We start from the raw sequence: 20,359 nt of genomic DNA on the forward strand, positions 1-20,359 counted from the left end.
GATGGAGATTTCGGGTAAGAAGGCCGTGGTTGTCGGCGGGGCATCCGGCTTCGGGCGGGCCACCGTGGAGGCGCTGGCCAAGCGTGGCGCCAGCGTGGCGATCCTGGACCGGCCCCAGTCGAAGGGCAGGGAGGTCGCCGACCAGGTCGGCGGATCGTTTTACGAGGTGGACGTCACCGACTTCGACGGCACCGAGCAGGTATTGGCCAAGACTGTCGAAGACCTGGGCGGCCTGCACATCGCGGTGACCACCGCGGGCGGCGGCATCGGCGAGCGCACCGTCAAGAAGGACGGCCCGCACAGCCTCGAATCGTTCCGCCAGACCATCGATCTCAACCTGATCGGCACCTTCAACATCAGCCGGTTGTCGGCCTGGCACATGAGTAAGAACGACCCCGTCGACGAGGAAGCCGAGGAGCGCGGCGTCATCATCAACACCGCGTCCATCGCCGCGTTCGAAGGCCAGATCGGGCAGGTCGCCTACACGGCCGCCAAGGCCGCGATCGCCGGGATCACCCTGACGATGGCCCGCGACCTGGGCAGCCTGGGCATTCGCTCGCTGGCCATCGCACCGAGCCTGTTCGCCACCGGCCTGACCGAGGGCATCCCCGACGAGTTCGCCACCGTGCTGACCAAGGATGCGGCCTTCCCCAAGCGCCTGGGCAAGCCCGAGGAATACGCCAAGCTGGCCGTCGCGATCGTGGAGAACCCGATGCTCAACGGTCAGTGCATCCGCCTGGATGCCGGGCAGCGTTTCGCCCCCAAGTAGACGTTGCGGGTTCGGCGCGCCGGTGACCGCTGAGCGGTCGCGGGCGCGCCGAAATCGCATTGTGCGCATGCAATGCCCATTTTGCCGAAACACCCGTTAATGTTTGCCCATGAACATCAAGATCATGTTCGCGACGGCTGCCGTGCTGATGGTCGCGGCGTGCGGTTCTCCGCAGCCGGAGATCCCCTCGCAATCGGAGAAGAAGGCCTCCGCGCCGGACACCAGCAGCATCACCGTCGAGGGTGATGCCTCCACTCCGGTGAACCAGATCGCGATCCAGGCGATCGCGGATCTGGAGCAGTACTGGGCCGAGAACTTCCCGGCCCTTTACGACAAGGATTTCGAGCAGATCGCCGGCGGCTACTACGCCATCGACGACGGCAGCCCGGCCCCGCCGTGCACGACCGATCCCGAAGAGGTCTCCGGCAACGCGTTCTACTGCTCGACCGAGGACGTGGTCGCGTGGGATGCCAAGTACCTGTTGCCCGACTTGCAGTCCCGCTTCGGCGATTTCGTCATCCCGGTGGTGATGGCCCACGAGTTCGGCCACGCCGTCCAGGCCCGCTCGAACTTCACCGCCCGCACCGTCACCCGTGAACTGCAAGCGGACTGCTTCGCCGGTGCGTGGGCCCGGCATGCCAAGGACGACGGTGTCTTCGAGGTGACCAGCGCCAGCCTCGACACGGCGCTGGCCGGTGTGCTCGACCTGCGGGACAACCCGGGGACCTCGAAGACCGACCCCGACGCGCACGGTAGCGGCTTCGACCGGACCAGCGCCTTCCAGGACGGCTTCGACAACGGCCTGGATCGGTGCAAGGAGTACCGCGACGACGAGCCGATGGTGCTGGCGCTGCCGTTCAACAACATCGAGGATGCGGCATCTGAGGGTAATGCGCCGTATGACTCGATCGTCAACGGAGTGCCCTATGACCTCGAGGACTACTGGACGCAGCTCTACCCGGAGCTGACCAATGGTCAGGCCTGGACGCCGGTCGCGGGCCTGGAGGCCTTCGATCCGGCCGACCCGCCGATGTGCGGCGATCAGTCGACCGACGGTTACTCGCTGTTCTACTGCGTCCCAGACGATTACGTGGGCTGGGACAATGTCGAGACGATGCCTGAGGTGTACCGCCAGGGCGGCGACTACGCGGTGTCCACGCTGCTGGCCACCCAGTACGGACTGGCCGCGCTGAGCCGCCTCGGCGACGAGTCCGATGAGAAGACGTCCACCCTGCGCGCCGACTGCCTGGCCGGCGGCTACACCGCCAGCGTGATCCTGCACAACCGCGCCGAAACCAGTTCCTGGTCGATCTCACCGGGTGATCTCGACGAGGGCATCAAGGCGCTGTTGGTGTTCCGTGGCGACGGCGACGCCGACCGCCAGGGCGCCGGTTTCGACCGGGTGCGGGCGTTCCGCGAGGGTGTCATCAACGGCGCCGAAAGCTGCCTGAGCTACGAGAACTGACGCTCACCGGTAGGTATCGAAGCCCAGCTTGACCGCCAGCGCCAGACCGGCGACCGCGATCAGCATGCGCAGCGGGGTGGCGGGTGCGTGCCGCACCACGGTGGGGCCGAGTCGGGAGCCGATCAGGCAACCGATGCCCATCGCCGCCACGGCCGGCCAGTGCACCGGTGCGACGATCGCGAACACCACGGCCGCAGCGCCATTGGAGGATCCGAGCACCACGTTCTTGGTGGCGTTGGCATCGGCGAGGGTGTTCGCGCCGGTGCGCAGGAACAACGCCAGCAGCAGCACTCCCGCTGCGGCACCGAAGAATCCGCCGTACACCGCGATGACGCCCACGGCGATCGCCTGCAGGGTGAGGTGCCGTGCCGTCGGTGCGTCGTCGGTGTCCTTGCCCCGGGGCAGCGCGATCGCCACCGCGGCCACCGCGAGCAGGATGGGCACCGCGTTCTCGAAACCCTCCGAGGGAATGGACAACAGCAGCACCGCACCCGCGAGACCGCCGAGCACGCCCACCGGGACGAGTCGTCTGAGGGTGGGAGCCTGACCCACCAGTTCGGGCAGCGAGCCGCGCACCGAGCCGAAGGCGTTGAACACCAGTGCCACCGTGTTCGTCACGTTGGCGGTCACCGGCGGCAGACCGACCATCAGCAGGGCCGGGTAGGTGGACACCGAGGCCAGCCCGGCGATGCTGCCGGTCAGCCCGCCACCGATACCGGCGGCGAACAGCAGCGCGATCTCGGCCCATGTCACCGGGCCATCTTTGCCTATCTGATTCGCCGGGTCGCTGCGCTCCCACCCGCCGCCACAAAGAAGTTGCGCGCACCCGCCCAACGGGTCTAACCTCGGCCACGTGATTCACCTTCTCGTAGTAGCCAGCACCCGCAGCGGGGTCTGATCCAGACCGACCCCCCGCTGTGGGTCGGAAGCTACTACCCGTCGGTCGCTCCCTTTGAGCAGAGAAGACCGGCACATGAACACTCACACCACCACCATCGCGAGCCCCCGCTTCGCGGACTTCTTCGACGCACCCCTGCCGCGCGGACTGCGTGACCTGGCTTCCGAAATGTCCTGGGATGACGTCGCGGACACCTTCGGTTCGAGCGCCGGGCCCCTGCACCTGGACCGGTGGGAGCGCGCCGATCGGACCCACGGGCGCCACGCACACACCTACCAGGCCACCCTTGCCATCGGCGAGCGCACCATCACGTCATCGGCCACCGCGTCGGGCCCGCTCGGGGCGCTGACCGCGATGCTCCACGAGCACGGCATCGCCGTCGAGATGCTCAACTTCCATCAGCTGCGCGCCGGCGGGCAGACCGCGACCTTCATCCGTGGCACCGACGGTTCGGATACCGAATGGGCGATCGGCTGGTCGGAATGCCCGAACCAGTCGGCGCTGCGGGCCGTCATCGCGTGCGCGAACCGGTTGATCGCGGCTTGCTGACAGGCGCAGGGAGAGCTAACGCAGCGCCCAGGCGCCGAACGCCACGGCAGCCGCGGGCACGCCGACCATCGCTGCGGCACTGAGCGGTGTGACCTCACCGCGGCCCAGCGCGCCGGCGGTGCCGTCGGCGACATCGCAGGCCAGCCCGACCCGCGCCCACACCCGGCGGCGTGAGCCGGTCGAGGCCACCGTGCCCAACCCGACCATCACATCGCGCACCCCGAACAACCGCCACAGGTAGCGCGCCTGACCGTCAGGGCGCGGGAAACCGAACAGCGACGAGGCCGCATCCGGTCGCACCCAGGCCAGGGCGCCGATGCCGATCCGCATGGCCGCCAGGGACACGATGCCCGCCTCGGCAAGGCGGGCGCCGCGGTCGGGGGCGGTGCTCATCAGAGCGGGCGCAGGATGACCGGCATGCCGTCCATCGGCACCGGCATCCCGGCGTAGTCCAGCTTCGCCTTGTAGCCGGGGTAGGGCGGCTCCAGCCGGTACTTGCGCAGCAACCGGTGCATGACGGTCTTGATCTCCAGCTGGCCGAAGACCATGCCGATGCACTTGTGCGCGCCGCCGCCGAACGGAGCGAACGCGTAGCGATGCCGCTTGTGTTCGTTGCGCGGTTCGGCGAACCGGTCCGGGTCGAACTTCTCCGGGTCGGTCCACAGTTCGGGCAGGTAATGGTTGATCGACGGCCAGGTCACCACGTTGGTGTTGGCCGGGATGAAGTGGCCGAGCAGTTCGGTGTCGCGCACCGTGGACCGCACGTTGAAGGGCAACGGGGTCACCAGGCGCAGCGCCTCGTTGATCACCAGGTCGAGGGTCTCCAGCTTGTCCAGCGCCTCGATGTCGAGCGGCCCGTCCCCGAGTCGTGCGCTCTCTTCGCGACAGCGTTCCTGCCATTCCGGGTTGGCAGCCAGGTGATACACCATGGTGGTCAGCGTCGAGGTGGACGTGTCGTGCGCCGCCATCATCAGGAAGATCATGTGGTTGACGATGTCCTGATCGGTGAACGTGTTGCCGTCATCGTCGGAGGTGTGACACAGCACCGTGAGCATGTCGGTGCCGTCGGAGTTGCGCTTCTCCTTCACCCGCTCCTCGAAGTAGTTGTCGAGCACCTTGCGGGCCTGCAGTCCCCGCCACCACTTGAACGGCGGCACGCCGGTGCGGATGATGGCGCCGCCCGCGCGGGTGGTCATGGTGAACGCGTCGTTGACCTTCGTCACCAATTCCTTGTCGCTGCCGGGCTCATGGCCCATGAACACCACCGAGGCGATGTCCAGCGTCAGCTCCTTGACCGCCGGGTAGAAGAGGAAGCGGGCATCGTTTTCCACCCAGTCATGGGCGATGACCGCCGACGCCACCCGGTCGATGTGCTCGACGTAGCCCGTGAGCCGGCTGCGGGTGAAGGCCTCCTGCATGATCCGGCGGTGGAACATGTGCTCATCGAAGTCGAGCATCATCAGCCCGCGGTTGAAGAACGGCCCGATGACCGGATCCCAGCCCTTCTGCGAGAAGTCCTTGTTCCGGTTGGAGAACACCGCCTGGGTGGCATCCGGCCCGAGCGCGGCCACGCTGGGCAGCGCAGGGGAGTAGGCGTAGTGCACCGGGCCGAACTTCTTGTACACCTCGAGCAGATACTCGGGCCCGGCCCGGAACGTCTCGATCATGTGGCCCAGGATCGGCACACCAGAGTCGCCCATCACCGGCTTGAGCCCGCTGCCGGCGGGCGGCTCGGCCAGCACGAACTGCTTGAAATCGTGCTGCCGCAGCCGCTTCTCGACCGACCCCAGGCCGGGCATGTTGTTCAGGGTGGGGGTGAGTTTGCGCTTGGCCTGATCGAGCAGATAGGCCGGAGTACTGACGGCGGGCTTGCTGGTGGTCGGCACTGGCGGGCCTCCTCAAACGGTTCGTGCGGACAGACCTGTGGTCGATGTCACTCTTGGCAGACATCCTGTACGTCAAACTTGACGCATGTCAAGTTTGATCGCGGTGTGGGCTCAGCGGATGGGGCGCAAGATGATTGGCATACCGTCCATCGGCACCGGCATCCCGCCGTTGTCCCATCGCGGGGTGTAACCGGGCTTGACCACTTCCAGCCGGTAATTGCGCAGCATCCGGTGCACGATCGTCTTGATCTCCAACTGGCCGAAGACCATGCCGATGCACTTGTGCGCGCCACCGCCGAACGGTGCGAAGGCGTAGCGGTGCTTCTTGTGTTCGCTGCGCGGCTCGGCGAAGCGGTCCGGATCGAAGGTGTCCGGGTCGGTCCACAGCTCGGGCAGCCGGTGGTTCATGCCCGGCCAGGTCACCACGTTGGTGCCGGCGGGCACGTAGTAGCCGAGCAGGTCGGTGTCGCGCACGGTCTGGCGCATGTTGAACGGCAGCGGTGTCACCATGCGCAGCGACTCGTTGATCACCAGGTCGAGGGTCTCCAGCTTGTCGAGCGCCTCGATGTCGAGCGGGCCGTCCCCGAGGCGGTCGGACTCGTCGCGGCAACGCTCCTGCCACTCGGGATTGGCGGCCAGGTGGTAGGCGATGGTGGTCGTCGTCGACGTCGAGGTGTCGTGTGCGGCCATCATCAGGAAGATCATGTGGTTGACGATGTCTTCGTCGGAGAACGAGTTGCCGTCGTCGTCGCTGGTGTGGCACAGCACCGACAGCATGTCGGTGCCACCGGAGTTACGGCGTTCCTTGATGCGCTCGACGAAGTAGTCCTCCAGCACCTTGCGGGCGCGCAGCCCCTGCCACCATTTGAACGGCGGCACGCTGAACCGCAGGATCGCCCCGCCCGAGCGGGTGGTGGTGGCGAATGCGTCGTTGACCTTGGTGACCAGTTCGTGGTCGTGCCCGCCGTGCTCGTGGCCCATGAACACCACCGAGGCGATGTCGAGGGTCAGTTCCTTCATGGCCGGGTGGAACAGGAAACGGGCATCGTTGGTCTGCCAGGCCGCGACCTCCGCGGTGGCTACTTGGTCAATGTGCTCGACGTACCCGGTCAACCGGGTCCGGGTGAAGGCCTCCTGCATGATGCGGCGGTGGAACATGTGTTCCTCGAAATCGAGCATCATCAGCCCGCGGTTGAAGAACGGGCCGATGACCGGATGCCAGCCCTTCTGCGAGTAGTCCTTGTTCCGGTTGGAGAAGATGGTCTGGGTGGCGTCCGGGCCGAGCGCGACGATCGAGGGCAGGATCGGCGAATCGGCAAAGGTGATGGGCCCGCGGGTGTTGTACAGGTGCAACGGGAAGTCCGCACCCTCGCGGAACATCTCGATGATGTGCCCGACCAGTGGTAGGCCCGAATCTCCGGCGATGGCCTTGAGCCCGCTGCCGGCCGGCGGTTCGGCCAGGATGTGCTGCTTCCACTCGTGGTTGAGCAAACGCTTCTCGATGGCCCCCATGCCGGGGATCGTGTTCACCGTCGGAGTGAATCGTCGTTTGGCCTGATCCAGCAGGTAGCTCGGGGTGCTGACGGTCGACATCGGGCAAGCTCCTCAGAAGGTCATCCCACCGACAGGGCCATGTGGTGGATCTCACTCTCGAAACCCATCCTGTATGCCAGACTTGACGCATGTCAAGTTTTGTTTCGGCGGGTCGCGGTGCCAAGGTTTAATGCCATGAGCGCCATCCCCGAAACGGAATCCGAGACGCGGCGCAGTCGCGGGGACCGCCAACGCGATGCGATCGTCAAGGCGGTGCGTGAACTGCTGGGCACCAAACCGTTCGCCGACCTGTCGGTCAGCATGATCAGCGAACGCGCCGGAGTGGCCCGATCAGGCTTCTACTTCTACTTCGATTCCAAGTACGAAGTGCTGGCCTTCATCGTCAAGGACGCACTCACCGAACTGGATGTGCTGACCCACAACTTCGCCCCGCGTGACCCGGAGGAATCGCCCGCCGCGTTCGCCAAGCGGATGGTCGGCAGTGCCGCCGCCGTCTTCGCCACCAATGACCCGATCATGGCGGCCTGCACCGCGGCACAGGCGACCGACAAGCAGATCGCCGCGATCATGAACGATTTCGAGGATCTGGTGATCGCCAAGATCGTCGGGGTCGTCGAAGATGAGGTCCGCAAGGGCACCCGGCCGATCTCCGATGACATCCCGGCCCTGGTCCGCATGCTGACCGCGACCACCGCGATGACGCTGTCGCATGACGCGGCGTTCGTCGGACGCGGTACCGACCCCGAGCGGGCGATCGATGTGCTGGAACGGCTGTGGCTGAGCGCCCTGTGGGGAACCGCGGCTTCCTGGGAGGACTGATCGACCAGCATCGGCGCTCGGTAGTGTCGAGAACATGGGTCAGGCGGACAGCTTTGCGGGGAAACGTGTTCTGCTCACCGGCGCGGCGAGCGGTATCGGCCGGGCGGTCGCACTGAATCTGGCGCGCCAGGGCGCCGAGCTCTATCTCACCGACCGCGATGTCGAGGGCCTGGCCACCACCGTGGTCGATGCCCAGGCGTTGGGCGCGCAGGTACCCGCCCACCGGGCGCTGGACATCTCCGACTTCGACGCCGTCTCCGCGTTCGGCGCCGACATCCACTCCGCCCACGGCGCACTGGACATCGTGATGAACATCGCCGGGATCTCGGCGTGGGGCACCGTCTCCACACTGACCCATCAACACTGGAAGTCGATGGTCGACGTCAACCTGATGGGGCCCATCCACGTCATCGAGACGTTCCTGCCGCCGATGGTCGCCGCCGGGCGCGGGGGACACCTGGTCAACGTGTCCTCGGCGGCGGGCATCGTCGCGCTGCCCTGGCACGCCGCCTACAGCGCCAGCAAGTACGGCCTGCGCGGCCTGAGCGAGGTGCTGCGCTTCGATCTGGCACGGCACCGGATAGGGGTGTCTGTGGTGGTGCCCGGTGCGGTGAAAACTCCTCTGGTGCAGACGGTTCAGATCGCCGGCGTGGACCGCGAGGACCCGCGGGTGGCCAAATGGGTGGAACGGTTCGCCGGGCATGCCGTCTCCCCGGAGAAGGCCGCCGAGAAGATCCTCACCGGGGTGCGGCGCAACCGGTTCATGATCTACACCTCACCGGATATCCGCGCGCTGTATGCGTTCAAGCGCACCGCGTGGTGGCCCTACAGCGTGGCCATGCGTCAGGTGAACGTCCTGTTCGCCCGGGCGTTGCGCCCGAAATCCCGCAGCTAGGCCGGAGCCAGGTCCCCGCCGGGTGCCGGCGCGAACTCGGGAGCACTCGGCGCCCCGGGTCTCGTGGTCGTGGTGGTTTTCGTCGTGGTGGTGGTCGACACCGGGGCCACCGTGGAGGTGTCTGCCGGCTCGGAGGTGTGTGCACAGCCCGACAGTGCGAGGGCCACGGCGACGGTGCCCACGATGCGCTTGCTCATGGGTGTCGATGGTAGGTGTTCAGCGCTTACCCCAGTCCCAGGGCGGCGCGGTCAGCATCGTCTGTCCCTCGACACGGGTTTCACCCCACTCCTTGATCAGCTCCACCGTCAGCGCATCTGCGGCGGCCAGCCGTTCCTGCATGGCGCCGGAATGGGTGACCACGACCACCTGTGTATTCGCGGCCGCCTTGCAGATCATTCCCGCCAGTGGCGGGATCAGGTCGGGATGCAGTGAGGTCTCGGGCTCGTTGAGCACCATCAGCGACGGCGGCCGGGGACTGAACAGTGCTGCGCCCCAGAGCAGGAAGCGCAGGGTGCCATCGGAAAGCTCGGCGGGCCGCAGCGCACGCAACATACCGCGCTGCCGCAGCTGTAGCTCGAAAAGTCCGTCGTTGTCGGCGACGGAGATGGTGGCGCCGTCGAACGCGTCGGCGACGGCGCGTGCCAGATCATCGTGGCCCACCTCGATGATGGTCTGCAACGCGGCGGCCAGGTCGGCGCCGTCATCGGAGAGCACCGGGGTGCGGGTACCCACGCGGGGCTGGCGTGCCGGTGCCGCGGCGTCGACCCGGAATCCGTCGTAGAAACGCCAGCCGCGCAGCCGATCACGCACCGCATCCAGCTCCGGGAGTGCGCCCGCGTATTCGGACAGAACGCTGCGATGGGCCGGCAGTGCCTTGGTCAACTCGGTGAAACCGCGCCCGGTTTCGTCGGCCACATCGGCATAGTCGCCCTGGCGCCGGACGAGGGCGGAGGACGGACGCAACCGTGGGCCCGCGAACACCGACTCCCGTTTGATCTCCGGATCGCGGCCGAACATCGAGCGGGGCCCCGCGTACTGCGGCAGGCCCAGGTCCACGAGGTAACCGAATTCGTCTGAGGCAAAACCGAGTTCGAGCGATACCGGACGAGTGCGGGTGGTGCCTTCCGTCGCGCCGGTGCGACGGGCGCCCGCCGTCTGTTCAGGGCCGGCCCACAGCACCGACTGCAGCCCGCCCTCGCGGGCCAGCGAGCCGATCACCTCACCCCGACCACAATCCGCGAGCAGCATCAGCGCGCGATACACCGAGGACTTGCCGGTGCCGTTGGCGCCGGTGATGACCGTCAGCGGGCCCAGTGGAAGCACGATGTCACGCAGTGACCGGTAGCCGCGAAAGGCGACGGTGCTCAGCACGGCATCTCCAGTTCCAGTCGGACACCCAGAAGCCTTACGGGGCGGTCCAATTCGAAGTCGTCGAGCAGGGACAGGGCCTGGGCGGTGATGGCGGCCGGGTCGGTCCCCGGCGCGGCCAGCTTGCGGATCTTGGTCCGGGTGAAGAACGTGCTGGTGCGCACCGTCACCGCCACCCGGGTCACGGTGCGGCCCTCGGCGACGATCTCGGTGAGCGTCTGGGCGGCGAGATCGGTGACGGCGCGGTCCATCTCGGCGCGATCGGTGAGGTCGTGCGGGAAGGTCACCACATGGCTGCGCGATCGCGGCACCCAGGGCTGCGAGCTGACCTCGGTGTCGCCGCCGCCCTTGGCGAGCAGCAGAATCCCCAGGCCGGTGCTGGGGCCGAAGGCCTCGGTCAGGGTGGTGGCATCGGTGGCGGCGAGGTCGGCAACGGTGCTGATATCCATCGCGGCAAGCTTTTTGGCGGTCTTGGGACCGACTCCCCAGAGTGCGTCGACGGGGCGGTCGCCCATCAGCGCCATCCAGTTGTCCGCCGTCAGCACGAAGATCCCGGCGGGTTTGCCGAACCCGGTGGCCACCTTGGCGCGCTGCTTGTTGTCGCTGATGCCGACCGAACAGGACAACCCGGTCTCTGCGGCGACGACGGTGCGGATCCGGTCGGCGAGGTCGACGGGATCGGCGACGTCGGCGCCCAGATAGGCCTCGTCCCAGCCCCACACCTCCAGTGGGTGGCCGAGGTCGCGCAGCAGGCCCATCACCCGTTCGGAGGCCTCGTCGTAGGCCTGCGGATCCGACGGCAGAAAGGTGGCATCCGGGCATCTGCGGGCCGCGACGCGCAGCGGCATCCCGGCGTGCACGCCGAACGCGCGTGCCTCATAGGACGCGCAGGTGACGACCTTGCGCGCCTCGGTGGGGTCCCCGCTGCCACCCACGATGACGGGCTGGCCGACCAGTTCGGGATGGCGCTGCAGTTCGACCGAGGCCAGGAACTGGTCCAGGTCGACATGCAGGATCCAGCCGCTCACGTGCCGCAGAGCTTGCGCGCCACGGTCTCCCAGGCGTCGCCGAGTTCGTCGAGGGTCTTGCCGCGGTCGGTCAGCTCGTGTGCCACCCGGTCGGCGTCGAGCAGGGCCGTGAGCGCATCGGCCTGCGCATCGAGATCGCCTGTGGTTCCAGCATTTTCGAGCAGCATCCGGACGTGGGTGCGATGCAGGTTCGACGGCGCGTTGAAGCGGGTGTGCGGGTCACGTGCGGCATCGGAGAGCAGCGCGTGGTGGACGTGGACGAACCTCAGCCTGCTGCGCCCGTAGGCCAGCAGACGCTCCAGCGGCGGCGCGCCGGGGCCCAGTGGTGGAGGGCCGAACATGAACGCCTGCTGCTCGATCACCTCGTCCTCGTCGAGCAGCACGATCATCAACCCCGACCGGCTGCCGAAACGGCGGAACAGGGTGCCCTTGCCGACGCCTGCCGCGGCGGCCACGTCGTCCATGGAGACCGCATCGGCGCCGCGTTCGGCGATAAGCTTGCGGGCGGCATCGAGCAGCAGCGCACGGTTGCGCGCCGCATCGCCGCGTTCGGCCGGTGCGGCGGTGCTCAGCGGCAGTGCATTCAGCCGGTCGGGTGCGCCCACCCTTGCACTTTAACTCAGCCGGAATTATTCGGACCGTAGTCCGGTTATCCTGTGCGAGGATCACCCAGACCACGAAAGGGAACATGACCATGGCCCAAAACCAGGACAACGCCGATACCAACGTGCTGGTGCTCGTCGGGAGCCTGCGCGCCGCCTCGATCAACAAGCAACTGGCCGAACTGGCCGTCGAATCGGCTCCCGAAGGCGTCACGCTGCAGGTCTTCGACCGCCTCGGCGAGCTGCCGCATTACAACGAGGACATCGACACCGAGGATGTCGCCGAGCCCGTGCAGGCACTGCGTGCCGCCGCCGCGGCGGCCGGGGCGGCGCTGGTCGTGACCCCGGAATACAACGGCTCCATCCCCGGCGTGCTCAAGAACGCCATCGACTGGCTGTCCCGGCCGTGGGGCAACGGTGCGCTCAAGGACAAGCCGGTGGCCGTGATCGGCACCGCACTGGGCGGATTCGGCGGTGTGTGGGCGCACGACGAGACCCGCAAATCCTTCGGTATCGCCGGCCCGCGGGTCATCGAGGAGCTGAAGCTGTCGATCCCGTCCAAGACCCTCGATGACAAGCATCCCCGGGAGAGCGCCGAGGTGGCGGCCAACGTCCGTGAGGTGGTTGGGAAGCTCGTCGCCGAGATCAGCTGATCCCGTGTAGTTCGATCGTCCGCGTGTGGGCCGCCAGTTGTGGGAATAGACTCCCACCTGTGAGTCGAAGCACCGGCTCGGCTCCCGAGCGTGGGGTGTTGACGTGCGACGATGTCTACAATCCTGGCGTATACCTCGCCGTCCCTAGGCAATCTGTATCCCATCGCCGCGCTTCTGTCCGAACTGCACCGCCGCGGCCACCGGATCGTGCTGAAAACCCATACCGCCGGGCTGGCGGTCGGGCGCAGCGCGGGCTTTGACGTTACCCCGGTCGACCCCCGCATCGAGGCGGTCGCCATGACCGACTGGATGGCACGGACCGGCTGGCAGGCGATCAAGACGGGGTTCGCGGTGTTCGCCGAGCGGGCCGCCCTGGAGGTCGACGACCTGCGCTCGGCGATCGCGGCGGCCGTACCGGATGCCCTCGTCATCGACGCGAACTGTTGGGGCGCAGCGGCGGTCGCCGAGGCGCAGGGATTGCCGTGGGCGTCGTTCTGGCCGTACCCGCCGTACCTGTCCTCCCCGGCGGTCCCGCCGTTCGGGCTGGGGCTGCGTCCGCGGCAGGGACCGCTCGGGCGCGTCCGCGACGAGGTGGTGGGCGCGGCGATCAACGGACTGCTGGACAGGTCGATGATCGAACCGCTGGGCCGTATCCACCGTGCCCTGGGCACCCGCCCCATCCGTTCGGGTGACGACTTCATCAGGCGCGCACCGCTGATGCTCGTGGCCACCGCCGAGCCGCTCGAATACCCCCGTCCCGATTGGGGCGAACGCGTCGCGTTGATCGGGCCGTGCGAGTTCGGCGCGCCGCCGGGGACGGCCCGGGAACGTTCACTGGTCGTGGTCACGAATTCCTCGGAGCGCCAACGTGATGACGCACTGCCGGTCATCGCGATGGCGGCGCTGGCCGATGAGCCGGTCGACGTCGTCGTGACGTTCCCGTGTGGCGTGCCGGGTGGCATCGAGGTTCCCGCCAACGCGACGGTCCTGGGCTTCGCCGAGCATGGCCCCCTGCTGGACCGTGCGGTGTGCGCGATCACCCACGGCGGCATGGGCGTGACGCAGAAGGCGCTGGCCAGGGGAGTGCCGGTGTGCGTGGTGCCCTACGGCCGCGATCAGTTCGAGGTGGCCCGCCGGGTCGAGGTGTCGGGCAGCGGCACCCGATTGCCGGGTAAACGGCTCAATGCCAAACGGCTACGGTCCAGGGTTCTGGAAGCGATGACTATGACCGACGGCGCCCGTCGGGTGGCGGCCGGATTCGCCGCGGCCGGCGGTGTGCGGCGCGGTGCCGACCTGCTGGAGCGCCGGCTGCTCGGCATCCCGGTGACCGGCGGCTGACATGCCGGCCGGATGCGCGACATGCGGCACCGAACCCCGTGCGGGAGCCCGGTTCCGCGACGCCTGCGGCGCCGCATTATCTTCCGTTGCCTCGCTCGCCCCGCCGCTTTCCCCCGCCGCGCACCACGCGGAGTTCAAACAGGTCACCGTGCTGTTCGCCGACGTCGTGCGATCGATGGATCTGGCCGGTGCGTTGGGCACCGAGCGGCTGCGCGAGGTGATGAGCGAACTGTTCAGGCGTTCCAGTGCGGTCGTCCAACGCTACGGCGGGTCCGTGGATTTCACCGGTGACGGCGTGATGGCGGTCTTCGGCGCACCGGTTGCGCTGGAAGATCATGCTTTTCGCGCCTGTCTGGCGGCACTGGATCTGCAACAGCAGGTGCGCCAGTTCGGTGCCGAGGTGCACCGGCGCGACGGGGTGGGGCTGCAGCTACGGGTCGGACTGAACTCGGGCCAGGTGATCACCGGTGAAATCGGTTCCCTGCCCGGCAGTTACACCGCCATCGGGTCGCACGTCGGGATGGCGCAGCGGATGGAGGCGGTGGCCCCGCCCGGCGGCGTGATGCTCAGCGGTTCGACCGCCCGGCTGGTGGACGGTGTCGTCAAGCTCGGCGCGGTCGAGATGGTGCGGATCAAGAACGCCGACGCCCCGGTGCCCGCCCGGCGGCTGGTATCCGCGGCGATGAGCGCGGGCCGCGGGCGCCGAGAGTCGAGTCTGGTCGGCCGGGAAGCCGAAGTGCGTTTGCTGGCAGGCCATCTGGACAACGCTCTCAATGGGGCAGGTGGCATCGTCGGGGTGATCGGGCCGCCGGGGATCGGCAAGAGCAGGCTGGTCACCGAGGTGCTCCGGGTCGGGCAGGGCAAGGGAATCGGCGTCGTTTCCACGTTCTGCGAGGCGCACGCCCGCCAGGTGCCGTTCCATGCGGCGGCCCGGCTGTTCCGCAATCTCACCGGTGTCGGCAGCCTGCACGGGCAGGCGGCACGCACATGCGTCCGCGAACATCTGCCCGCCACCGACCCGGACGAACTGCTGCTGCTCGATGATCTGCTCGGCATCCGGGAATCCGAGAACGACCTTCCCGCCATCGATCCGGACGCGCGCCGGCGCAGGCTCGGCGCCCTGCTGACCGCCGCGTCGGCGGCCCGGCCGGACCCCGCGGTCTACGTCGTGGAGGACGCGCACTGGATCGACGAGGCCAGCGAGTCCACCATCGCCGAGTTCCTTTCGTTGCTGCACGGCAGCCGGTCGATGGCACTGGTCACCTACCGTCCCGAATACCGGGGCAGGCTGGCCGTCCGGGATGCGATCTCCCTTGTGCCGTTGAATGACTCGCAATCCACGGTGTTGATCGGCGAACTGCTCGGGACCGATCCGTCGGTGGCGTCGGTGGCGGACGAGATCGCCGAGCATGCTGCGGGCAACCCCTTCTTCGCCGAGGAGATCGTGCGCGATCTCGCCGAACGCGGCGTGCTGCAAGGTCGTGCCGGCCGCTATGTGGCCATCGACGGCGCCACGGTGACGGGAGTGCCGGCCACGCTGCACTCGACCATCGCGGCACGCATCGACCGGCTCGGCGACACGGCCAAGAACGCGCTCAACGCGGCGGCGGTCATCGGTGCCCGGTTCACCGAGAGCCGCCTACACGACCTCGTCGAGCCGATGTGCATCGATGAACTCATCACTGCCGAGATGATCGAGGTGACGGCGTCCGGCGCGGAATACGGGTTCCGGCACCCGTTGATCCGCACGGTCGCCTACGAGTCGCAACTGCGCTCGGAACGCGCCCGGCTGCATCGGCGGCTCGCCTCGACCATCGAGCAGCACGGGCCGGGAACGCCCGAGGCCAACGCCGCGCTGATCGCCGGCCATCTGGAGGCCGCCGGTGATCTGAAGACGGCCTACGACTGGCATATGCGGGCCGGGGTCTGGCTGACCGGACGCAATGTCGCGGCCGCCCGCGCGAGCTGGCGCAGCGCCGCAGAGGTGGCCCAGCGGTTGCCGGTCGGCGACCCGGACCGGCTGCGAATGCACATCGATGCCAGTGGTGCGCTGTGCGGTATGTCCTGGCGCGCCAGCGTTGCCGACGCCGAGGCCGAGTTCGGCGAGCTGCGTCGGCTGTGCAGGGAACAGGATGACCAACGATCGCTGGCCACCGGAATGGCGGGCTATGTGATGGCGCTGACCTTCCACAACCGCCCCCGCGCCGCCTCGGCACACGCCTCGGAGTTGGAGCGGCTGCTGGAACGCAGCGGCGATGACACCCTGACGGTCGCGGTGTCGTTCGGCGCGCTGGCGGCCAAATGGGAAACCGCCGAAGTCGCCGAGATCACGCGGATTGCCCAGCGGGTCATCGACCTGGCCGCGGGTGATCTGCATCAGGGCGGAACCTTCTTCGGCTCGCCGTTGACCTTGGCCATCGCCATGCGCGGGGTGGCCGGCATGTCTGTGGGAAAGCCCGGATGGAAGGACGACCTGGACCGCGCCATCGAGTTGTCGCGCCCACTGGATCCGCTGATCCTGGTCACCACCACCCTGCACAAATACGCGCAGATCGGACTGGGCGCCCTGCGGTCCGGGCCCGACGCGCTGCGCGACACCGCCGCGGCGCTGGCCGCCGCCGAACGCGACGGTGACGATTTCACGGTGGTGCACGCCCACCTGGCCCGCGGTTTGGTCCTGGTCGCCGGGGAGGAAGCCGGCCGCGACGCCGGGTACGAACACCTGCGCCGGGCTCGGCTCAGCGCGCTGCAGGGCTGCGGTAACTCGTCGATCGTGCACATCGCCGACATCCAGTTCGCCCGCCGCCGGTGTGAGCTCGGCGACTTCGACGGCGCCGTCGAACTGGCCGGCGTCGTGGTGGATGCGCTGTTCTCCATCGGCGCCGTGGTGTGGCGCGGTCCGGCCGTCAGCGCACTGGTCGAGGCACTGCTCGGCCGCAACGCCGCCGGGGACGTGCGTGCCGCGCGCGCGGCGATCGACCGACTCGCGGCCGTGCCCACCGATCCCGGATTCATGCTGCACGAGGTTCCGTTGCTACGGTTGCGGGCCCTGGTGGCCCGGGCCGAGGGCGACCTCAGGGCCGAGCGGGACTTTGCCGCCCGGTACCTGGCCGCCGCCGAGTCCTGCGGGTTCGACGGGCACGCGGCGGTCGGCGCACAGATGATGTCGGCAGCCGGGCGCCCGTCGCCGCTGCGGTGATTTGCTACCCGGCGTCGGGCCGCGGATCCGCCCGGGCCGATCGGCCGGGCGCGTAGACCCGGGCCTCCCGCTAGCCGACACACCCCCAATTGTGACGTTCGACACGCCGGTGGACGCGCCGATCAATTGGTTACGACCTGGGAATTCCACGAATGTTGTTCAGAACATCTTGTATCTCTTCGGTTTGTCGGACACTAGGTGTAGTGTCTGACGGACCGCGAGGCCCCAAAGCTTCAGGAGCCGGCGGAGCAGGATTCGAAAGCGTGTCGGTGGCCCCGTACACAATGGATCCGGCTCTCGAGATCCGGAATTTTCGGGCCCCGCGGTCCGCTGAAACTCAGAGGAAAGCAGTACCCGGTGAGTTGCCGGTCCCGATACAAGCTCAACCCTTCCACACCACACAGGAGCCGTGCCGCAGATGACCGTCACCGTGTACACCAAGCCCGCGTGCGTGCAGTGCAATGCCACCTACAAGGCGCTGGACAAAGAGGGCATCGCCTACGAGAAGGTCGATATCAGCATCGACGCCGAAGCCCGGGATTACGTCATGGCGCTCGGCTACCTGCAGGCGCCCGTCGTGGTCGCAGGCAACGATCACTGGTCGGGTTTCCGTCCGGACCGGATCAAGGCGCTCGTCGGCACCGCGGCTGCCGTCACGGCCTGACCCGACGGATCCGGCGACAGCGAGGAGGAGACCATGAGTCATCTCGTGTACTTCTCCAGCGTGTCGGAGAACACCCACCGCTTCGTGCAGAAGCTGGGCTTTCCCGCCGACCACGTCACCCGGATCCCGCTGCACGGCCGTATCGAGGTGGACCAGCCGTTCGTGCTCGTCCTGCCGACGTACGGCGGCGGCAGGGTCAGCCCCGACATCAACAGCGGGGGCTATGTCCCCAAACAGGTCATCGCGTTTCTGAACAACGAGCACAACCGGTCGTTGATCCGCGGCGTCATCGCCGCCGGAAACAACAACTTCGGTGAGGAATTCGCCTACGCGGGCAATGTGGTGTCCGCCAAGTGCGGCGTGCCCTACCTCTACCGCTTCGAACTCATGGGAACCCCGGACGACGTGGAATCCGTCCGTGCGGGCTTGGAAGACTTTTGGAAGGAACAGACGTGCCACCAACCGTCACAGCTGCAGAGCCTGTAACCACGGGCGCTCATGCGCTCCCGGGGGAGACGGACTACCACGCGCTCAACGCGATGCTCAACCTGTACGACAAAGACGGCAACATCCAGTTCGACAAGGACCGGGAAGCCGCCAACCAGTACTTCCTGCAGCACGTCAACCAGAACACGGTGTTCTTCCACAACCAGGACGAGAAGCTCGACTACCTGGTCAAGGAGAACTACTACGAGCGCGAGGTGCTCGACCAGTACTCGCGGAACTTCGTGAAGTCGCTGGTCGACCGCGCCTTCGCCAAGAAGTTCCGGTTCCCGACCTTCCTGGGTGCGTTCAAGTACTACACGTCCTACACGCTGAAGACCTTCGACGGGAAGCGCTACCTGGAGCGCTTCGAGGACCGCGTGGTCATGGTGGCGCTGACGCTGGCCGCCGGCGACACCGACCTGGCCGAGAAGCTGGTCGACGAGATCATCGACGGACGGTTCCAGCCGGCCACCCCGACGTTCCTGAACTCGGGCAAGAAGCAGCGCGGTGAGCCGGTCTCCTGCTTCCTGCTGCGCATCGAGGACAACATGGAGTCCATCGGGCGCTCCATCAACTCGGCCCTGCAGCTGTCCAAGCGCGGCGGCGGAGTCGCGTTGCTGCTCACCAACATCCGTGAGCACGGCGCACCGATCAAGAACATCGAGAACCAGAGCTCGGGCGTCATCCCGATCATGAAGCTGCTGGAGGACTCGTTCTCCTACGCCAATCAGCTGGGTGCGCGCCAGGGTGCCGGTGCGGTGTATCTGCACGCGCATCACCCCGACATCTACCGGTTCCTTGACACCAAGCGCGAGAACGCCGACGAGAAGATCCGGATCAAGACGCTCTCCCTGGGCGTGGTCATCCCGGACATCACCTTCGAGCTGGCCAAGAAGAACGAGGACATGTACCTGTTCTCGCCGTACGACGTCGAGCGCGTCTACGGCGTGCCGTTCGCCGACATCTCGGTCACCGAGAAGTACTACGAGATGGTCGACGACGCGCGGATCCGCAAGACCAAGATCAAGGCGCGCGAGTTCTTCCAGACGCTGGCCGAGCTGCAGTTCGAGTCCGGCTACCCGTACATCATGTACGAGGACACGGTGAACCGGGCCAACCCGATCGCCGGCAAGATCACCCACAGCAACCTGTGCTCGGAGATCCTGCAGGTCTCCACCCCGTCGGAGTTCAACGAAGATCTGTCCTACGCCAAGGTCGGCAAGGACATCTCGTGCAACCTGGGCTCGCTGAACATCGCCAAGGCGATGGACTCGCCGGACTTCGCGCAGACCATCGAGGTGTCCATCCGGGCGCTCACCGCGGTGAGCGACCAGACCCACATCTGGTCGGTGCCTTCGATCGAGCAGGGCAACAACAGCTCGCACGCCATTGGGCTGGGGCAGATGAACCTGCACGGCTACCTGGCCCGCGAGCGCATCCACTACGGCTCCGAAGAGGGCGTGGACTTCACCAACATCTACTTCTACACGGTGCTCTACCACGCCCTACGCGCGTCGAATCTCATTGCCATCGAACGGGGTTCACGGTTCGGCGGGTTCGAGCAGTCCAAGTACGCCTCGGGTGAGTTCTTCGACAAGTACACCGACCAGGTCTGGGAGCCGGCCACCGACAAGGTGCGAAAGCTGTTCGCCGACGCGGAGATCCACATCCCGACCCAGGACGACTGGAAGCTGCTCAAGGAGTCCGTGCAGAAGCACGGCATCTACAACCAGAACCTGCAGGCCGTGCCGCCGACCGGTTCGATCAGCTACATCAACCACTCGACCAGCTCGATCCACCCGGTGGCCAGCAAGATCGAGATCCGCAAGGAAGGCAAGATCGGTCGCGCCTACTACCCGGCGCCGTACCTCACCAACGACAACCTGGACTACTACCAGGACGCGTACGAGATCGGGTACGAGAAGATCATCGACACCTACGCCGCGGCCACCCAGCACGTGGACCAGGGCCTGTCGCTGACGCTGTTCTTCAAGGACACCGCCGATACCCGTGAGGTCAACAGGGCGCAGATCTACGCCTGGCGCAAGGGCATCAAGACGCTGTACTACATCCGTCTGCGCCAGATGGCCCTGGAGGGCACCGAGGTCGAGGGTTGCGTCAGCTGCATGTTGTAGCGCTCGCGTAGCCAGAAGCAGGCCAGGGGACACGTCTCCTGGCCTGCTTCT

At 67.2% G+C, this 20,359-nt stretch carries 19 protein-coding genes; 11 read left to right on the forward strand and 8 right to left on the reverse strand.

Going from position 1 to position 20,359, the window contains the following annotated elements:
* Position 1: 1 nt before the first annotated feature.
* Together ASE48_RS06345 and ASE48_RS06350 are read left to right on the forward strand one after the other, a co-directional pair.
* On the forward strand, positions 2 to 769 hold the full coding sequence (locus tag ASE48_RS06345; RefSeq protein WP_057166212.1) for an SDR family NAD(P)-dependent oxidoreductase: 768 nt from the start codon (positions 2 to 4) through the stop codon (positions 767 to 769).
* A 109-nt stretch (positions 770 to 878) separates the two neighbouring features.
* Entirely contained in the window at positions 879 to 2,234 is a 1,356-nt protein-coding gene (locus ASE48_RS06350; protein ID WP_057166213.1) for a neutral zinc metallopeptidase, read from the forward strand.
* A gap of 3 nt (positions 2,235 to 2,237) precedes the next feature.
* Here the strand turns inward: ASE48_RS06350 and ASE48_RS06355 are convergent, their stop codons facing one another.
* Entirely contained in the window at positions 2,238 to 2,987 is a 750-nt protein-coding gene (locus ASE48_RS06355) for a sulfite exporter TauE/SafE family protein (RefSeq protein ID WP_057166214.1), read from the reverse strand.
* A 220-nt stretch (positions 2,988 to 3,207) separates the two neighbouring features.
* On the opposite strand from ASE48_RS06355, the gene ASE48_RS06360 reads away from it, so the two are divergent.
* Positions 3,208 to 3,681 (forward strand): hypothetical protein, encoded by a 474-nt coding sequence (locus ASE48_RS06360; RefSeq protein WP_057166215.1) that lies wholly within the window; start codon positions 3,208 to 3,210, stop codon positions 3,679 to 3,681.
* 15 nt (positions 3,682 to 3,696) lie between these two features.
* Here the strand turns inward: ASE48_RS06360 and ASE48_RS06365 are convergent, their stop codons facing one another.
* From ASE48_RS06365 to ASE48_RS06375, 3 genes are all read right to left on the reverse strand, one after another.
* Positions 3,697 to 4,074, reverse strand: a complete 378-nt coding sequence (locus tag ASE48_RS06365) for a DUF4267 domain-containing protein (RefSeq protein ID WP_057166216.1) — start codon at positions 4,072 to 4,074, stop codon at positions 3,697 to 3,699.
* Complete coding sequence (locus tag ASE48_RS06370; RefSeq protein WP_057166217.1) at positions 4,074 to 5,567, reverse strand: cytochrome P450; 1,494 nt, start codon at positions 5,565 to 5,567, stop codon at positions 4,074 to 4,076. Before ASE48_RS06370 ends, ASE48_RS06365 begins: the two co-directional genes overlap by 1 nt.
* A gap of 111 nt (positions 5,568 to 5,678) precedes the next feature.
* Positions 5,679 to 7,160 carry a cytochrome P450 gene (locus ASE48_RS06375; RefSeq protein WP_057166218.1) on the reverse strand — a complete coding sequence of 494 codons (1,482 nt, stop codon included), beginning with the start codon at positions 7,158 to 7,160 and terminating at the stop codon, positions 5,679 to 5,681.
* A 135-nt stretch (positions 7,161 to 7,295) separates the two neighbouring features.
* Between ASE48_RS06375 and ASE48_RS06380 the strand changes: the two genes are divergently transcribed.
* On the forward strand, positions 7,296 to 7,940 hold the full coding sequence (locus ASE48_RS06380; RefSeq protein ID WP_057166219.1) for a TetR/AcrR family transcriptional regulator: 645 nt from the start codon (positions 7,296 to 7,298) through the stop codon (positions 7,938 to 7,940).
* A gap of 34 nt (positions 7,941 to 7,974) precedes the next feature.
* On the forward strand, positions 7,975 to 8,835 hold the full coding sequence (locus ASE48_RS06385) for an SDR family oxidoreductase (RefSeq protein ID WP_057166220.1): 861 nt from the start codon (positions 7,975 to 7,977) through the stop codon (positions 8,833 to 8,835).
* On the opposite strand, the gene ASE48_RS06390 is transcribed toward ASE48_RS06385, so the two are convergent.
* Genes ASE48_RS06390 through ASE48_RS06405 form a run of 4 tightly spaced genes read right to left on the reverse strand, consistent with a single transcriptional unit; the run spans position 8,832 to position 11,836 of the window.
* A complete protein-coding gene (locus ASE48_RS06390) occupies positions 8,832 to 9,032 on the reverse strand; it encodes a hypothetical protein (RefSeq protein ID WP_057166221.1) in 201 nt (66 codons plus the stop codon). The genes ASE48_RS06385 and ASE48_RS06390 overlap by 4 nt on opposite strands.
* Positions 9,033 to 9,051: 19 nt before the next feature.
* Positions 9,052 to 10,206: an AAA family ATPase gene (locus tag ASE48_RS06395; RefSeq protein WP_057166222.1), complete on the reverse strand. Its 1,155-nt coding sequence runs from the start codon at positions 10,204 to 10,206 to the stop codon at positions 9,052 to 9,054.
* Positions 10,200 to 11,231: a DNA polymerase IV gene (locus ASE48_RS06400; protein ID WP_057166223.1), complete on the reverse strand. Its 1,032-nt coding sequence runs from the start codon at positions 11,229 to 11,231 to the stop codon at positions 10,200 to 10,202. Before ASE48_RS06400 ends, ASE48_RS06395 begins: the two co-directional genes overlap by 7 nt.
* Positions 11,228 to 11,836 (reverse strand): TetR/AcrR family transcriptional regulator, encoded by a 609-nt coding sequence (locus ASE48_RS06405; RefSeq protein ID WP_057166224.1) that lies wholly within the window; start codon positions 11,834 to 11,836, stop codon positions 11,228 to 11,230. Before ASE48_RS06405 ends, ASE48_RS06400 begins: the two co-directional genes overlap by 4 nt.
* 83 nt (positions 11,837 to 11,919) lie before the next feature.
* Between ASE48_RS06405 and ASE48_RS06410 the strand changes: the two genes are divergently transcribed.
* The 6 genes from ASE48_RS06410 (at position 11,920) to nrdE (ending at position 20,308) form a co-directional block, all read left to right on the forward strand.
* A complete protein-coding gene (locus ASE48_RS06410; protein ID WP_235570846.1) occupies positions 11,920 to 12,486 on the forward strand; it encodes an NADPH-dependent FMN reductase in 567 nt (188 codons plus the stop codon).
* A 111-nt stretch (positions 12,487 to 12,597) separates the two neighbouring features.
* On the forward strand, positions 12,598 to 13,824 hold the full coding sequence (locus tag ASE48_RS06415) for a glycosyltransferase (RefSeq protein ID WP_057166225.1): 1,227 nt from the start codon (positions 12,598 to 12,600) through the stop codon (positions 13,822 to 13,824).
* A gap of 1 nt (position 13,825) precedes the next feature.
* Complete coding sequence (locus ASE48_RS06420) at positions 13,826 to 17,023, forward strand: ATP-binding protein (RefSeq protein WP_057166226.1); 3,198 nt, start codon at positions 13,826 to 13,828, stop codon at positions 17,021 to 17,023.
* 418 nt (positions 17,024 to 17,441) lie between these two features.
* The gene (locus tag ASE48_RS06425; protein ID WP_057166406.1) at positions 17,442 to 17,687 is read left to right on the forward strand and encodes a redoxin NrdH; all 246 of its coding nucleotides are present in this window, start codon (positions 17,442 to 17,444) and stop codon (positions 17,685 to 17,687) included.
* A gap of 33 nt (positions 17,688 to 17,720) precedes the next feature.
* Positions 17,721 to 18,173 (forward strand): class Ib ribonucleoside-diphosphate reductase assembly flavoprotein NrdI, encoded by a 453-nt coding sequence (nrdI, locus tag ASE48_RS06430; RefSeq protein WP_057166227.1) that lies wholly within the window; start codon positions 17,721 to 17,723, stop codon positions 18,171 to 18,173.
* A complete protein-coding gene (nrdE, locus tag ASE48_RS06435; protein ID WP_082614033.1) occupies positions 18,140 to 20,308 on the forward strand; it encodes a class 1b ribonucleoside-diphosphate reductase subunit alpha in 2,169 nt (722 codons plus the stop codon). The genes nrdI and nrdE overlap by 34 nt, the downstream gene beginning before the upstream one ends.
* The last annotated feature ends 51 nt before the right edge of the window (positions 20,309 to 20,359 follow it).

It is taken from the genome of Mycobacterium sp. Root265 (assembly GCF_001428895.1).
Lineage (GTDB): Bacteria > Actinomycetota > Actinomycetes > Mycobacteriales > Mycobacteriaceae > Mycobacterium.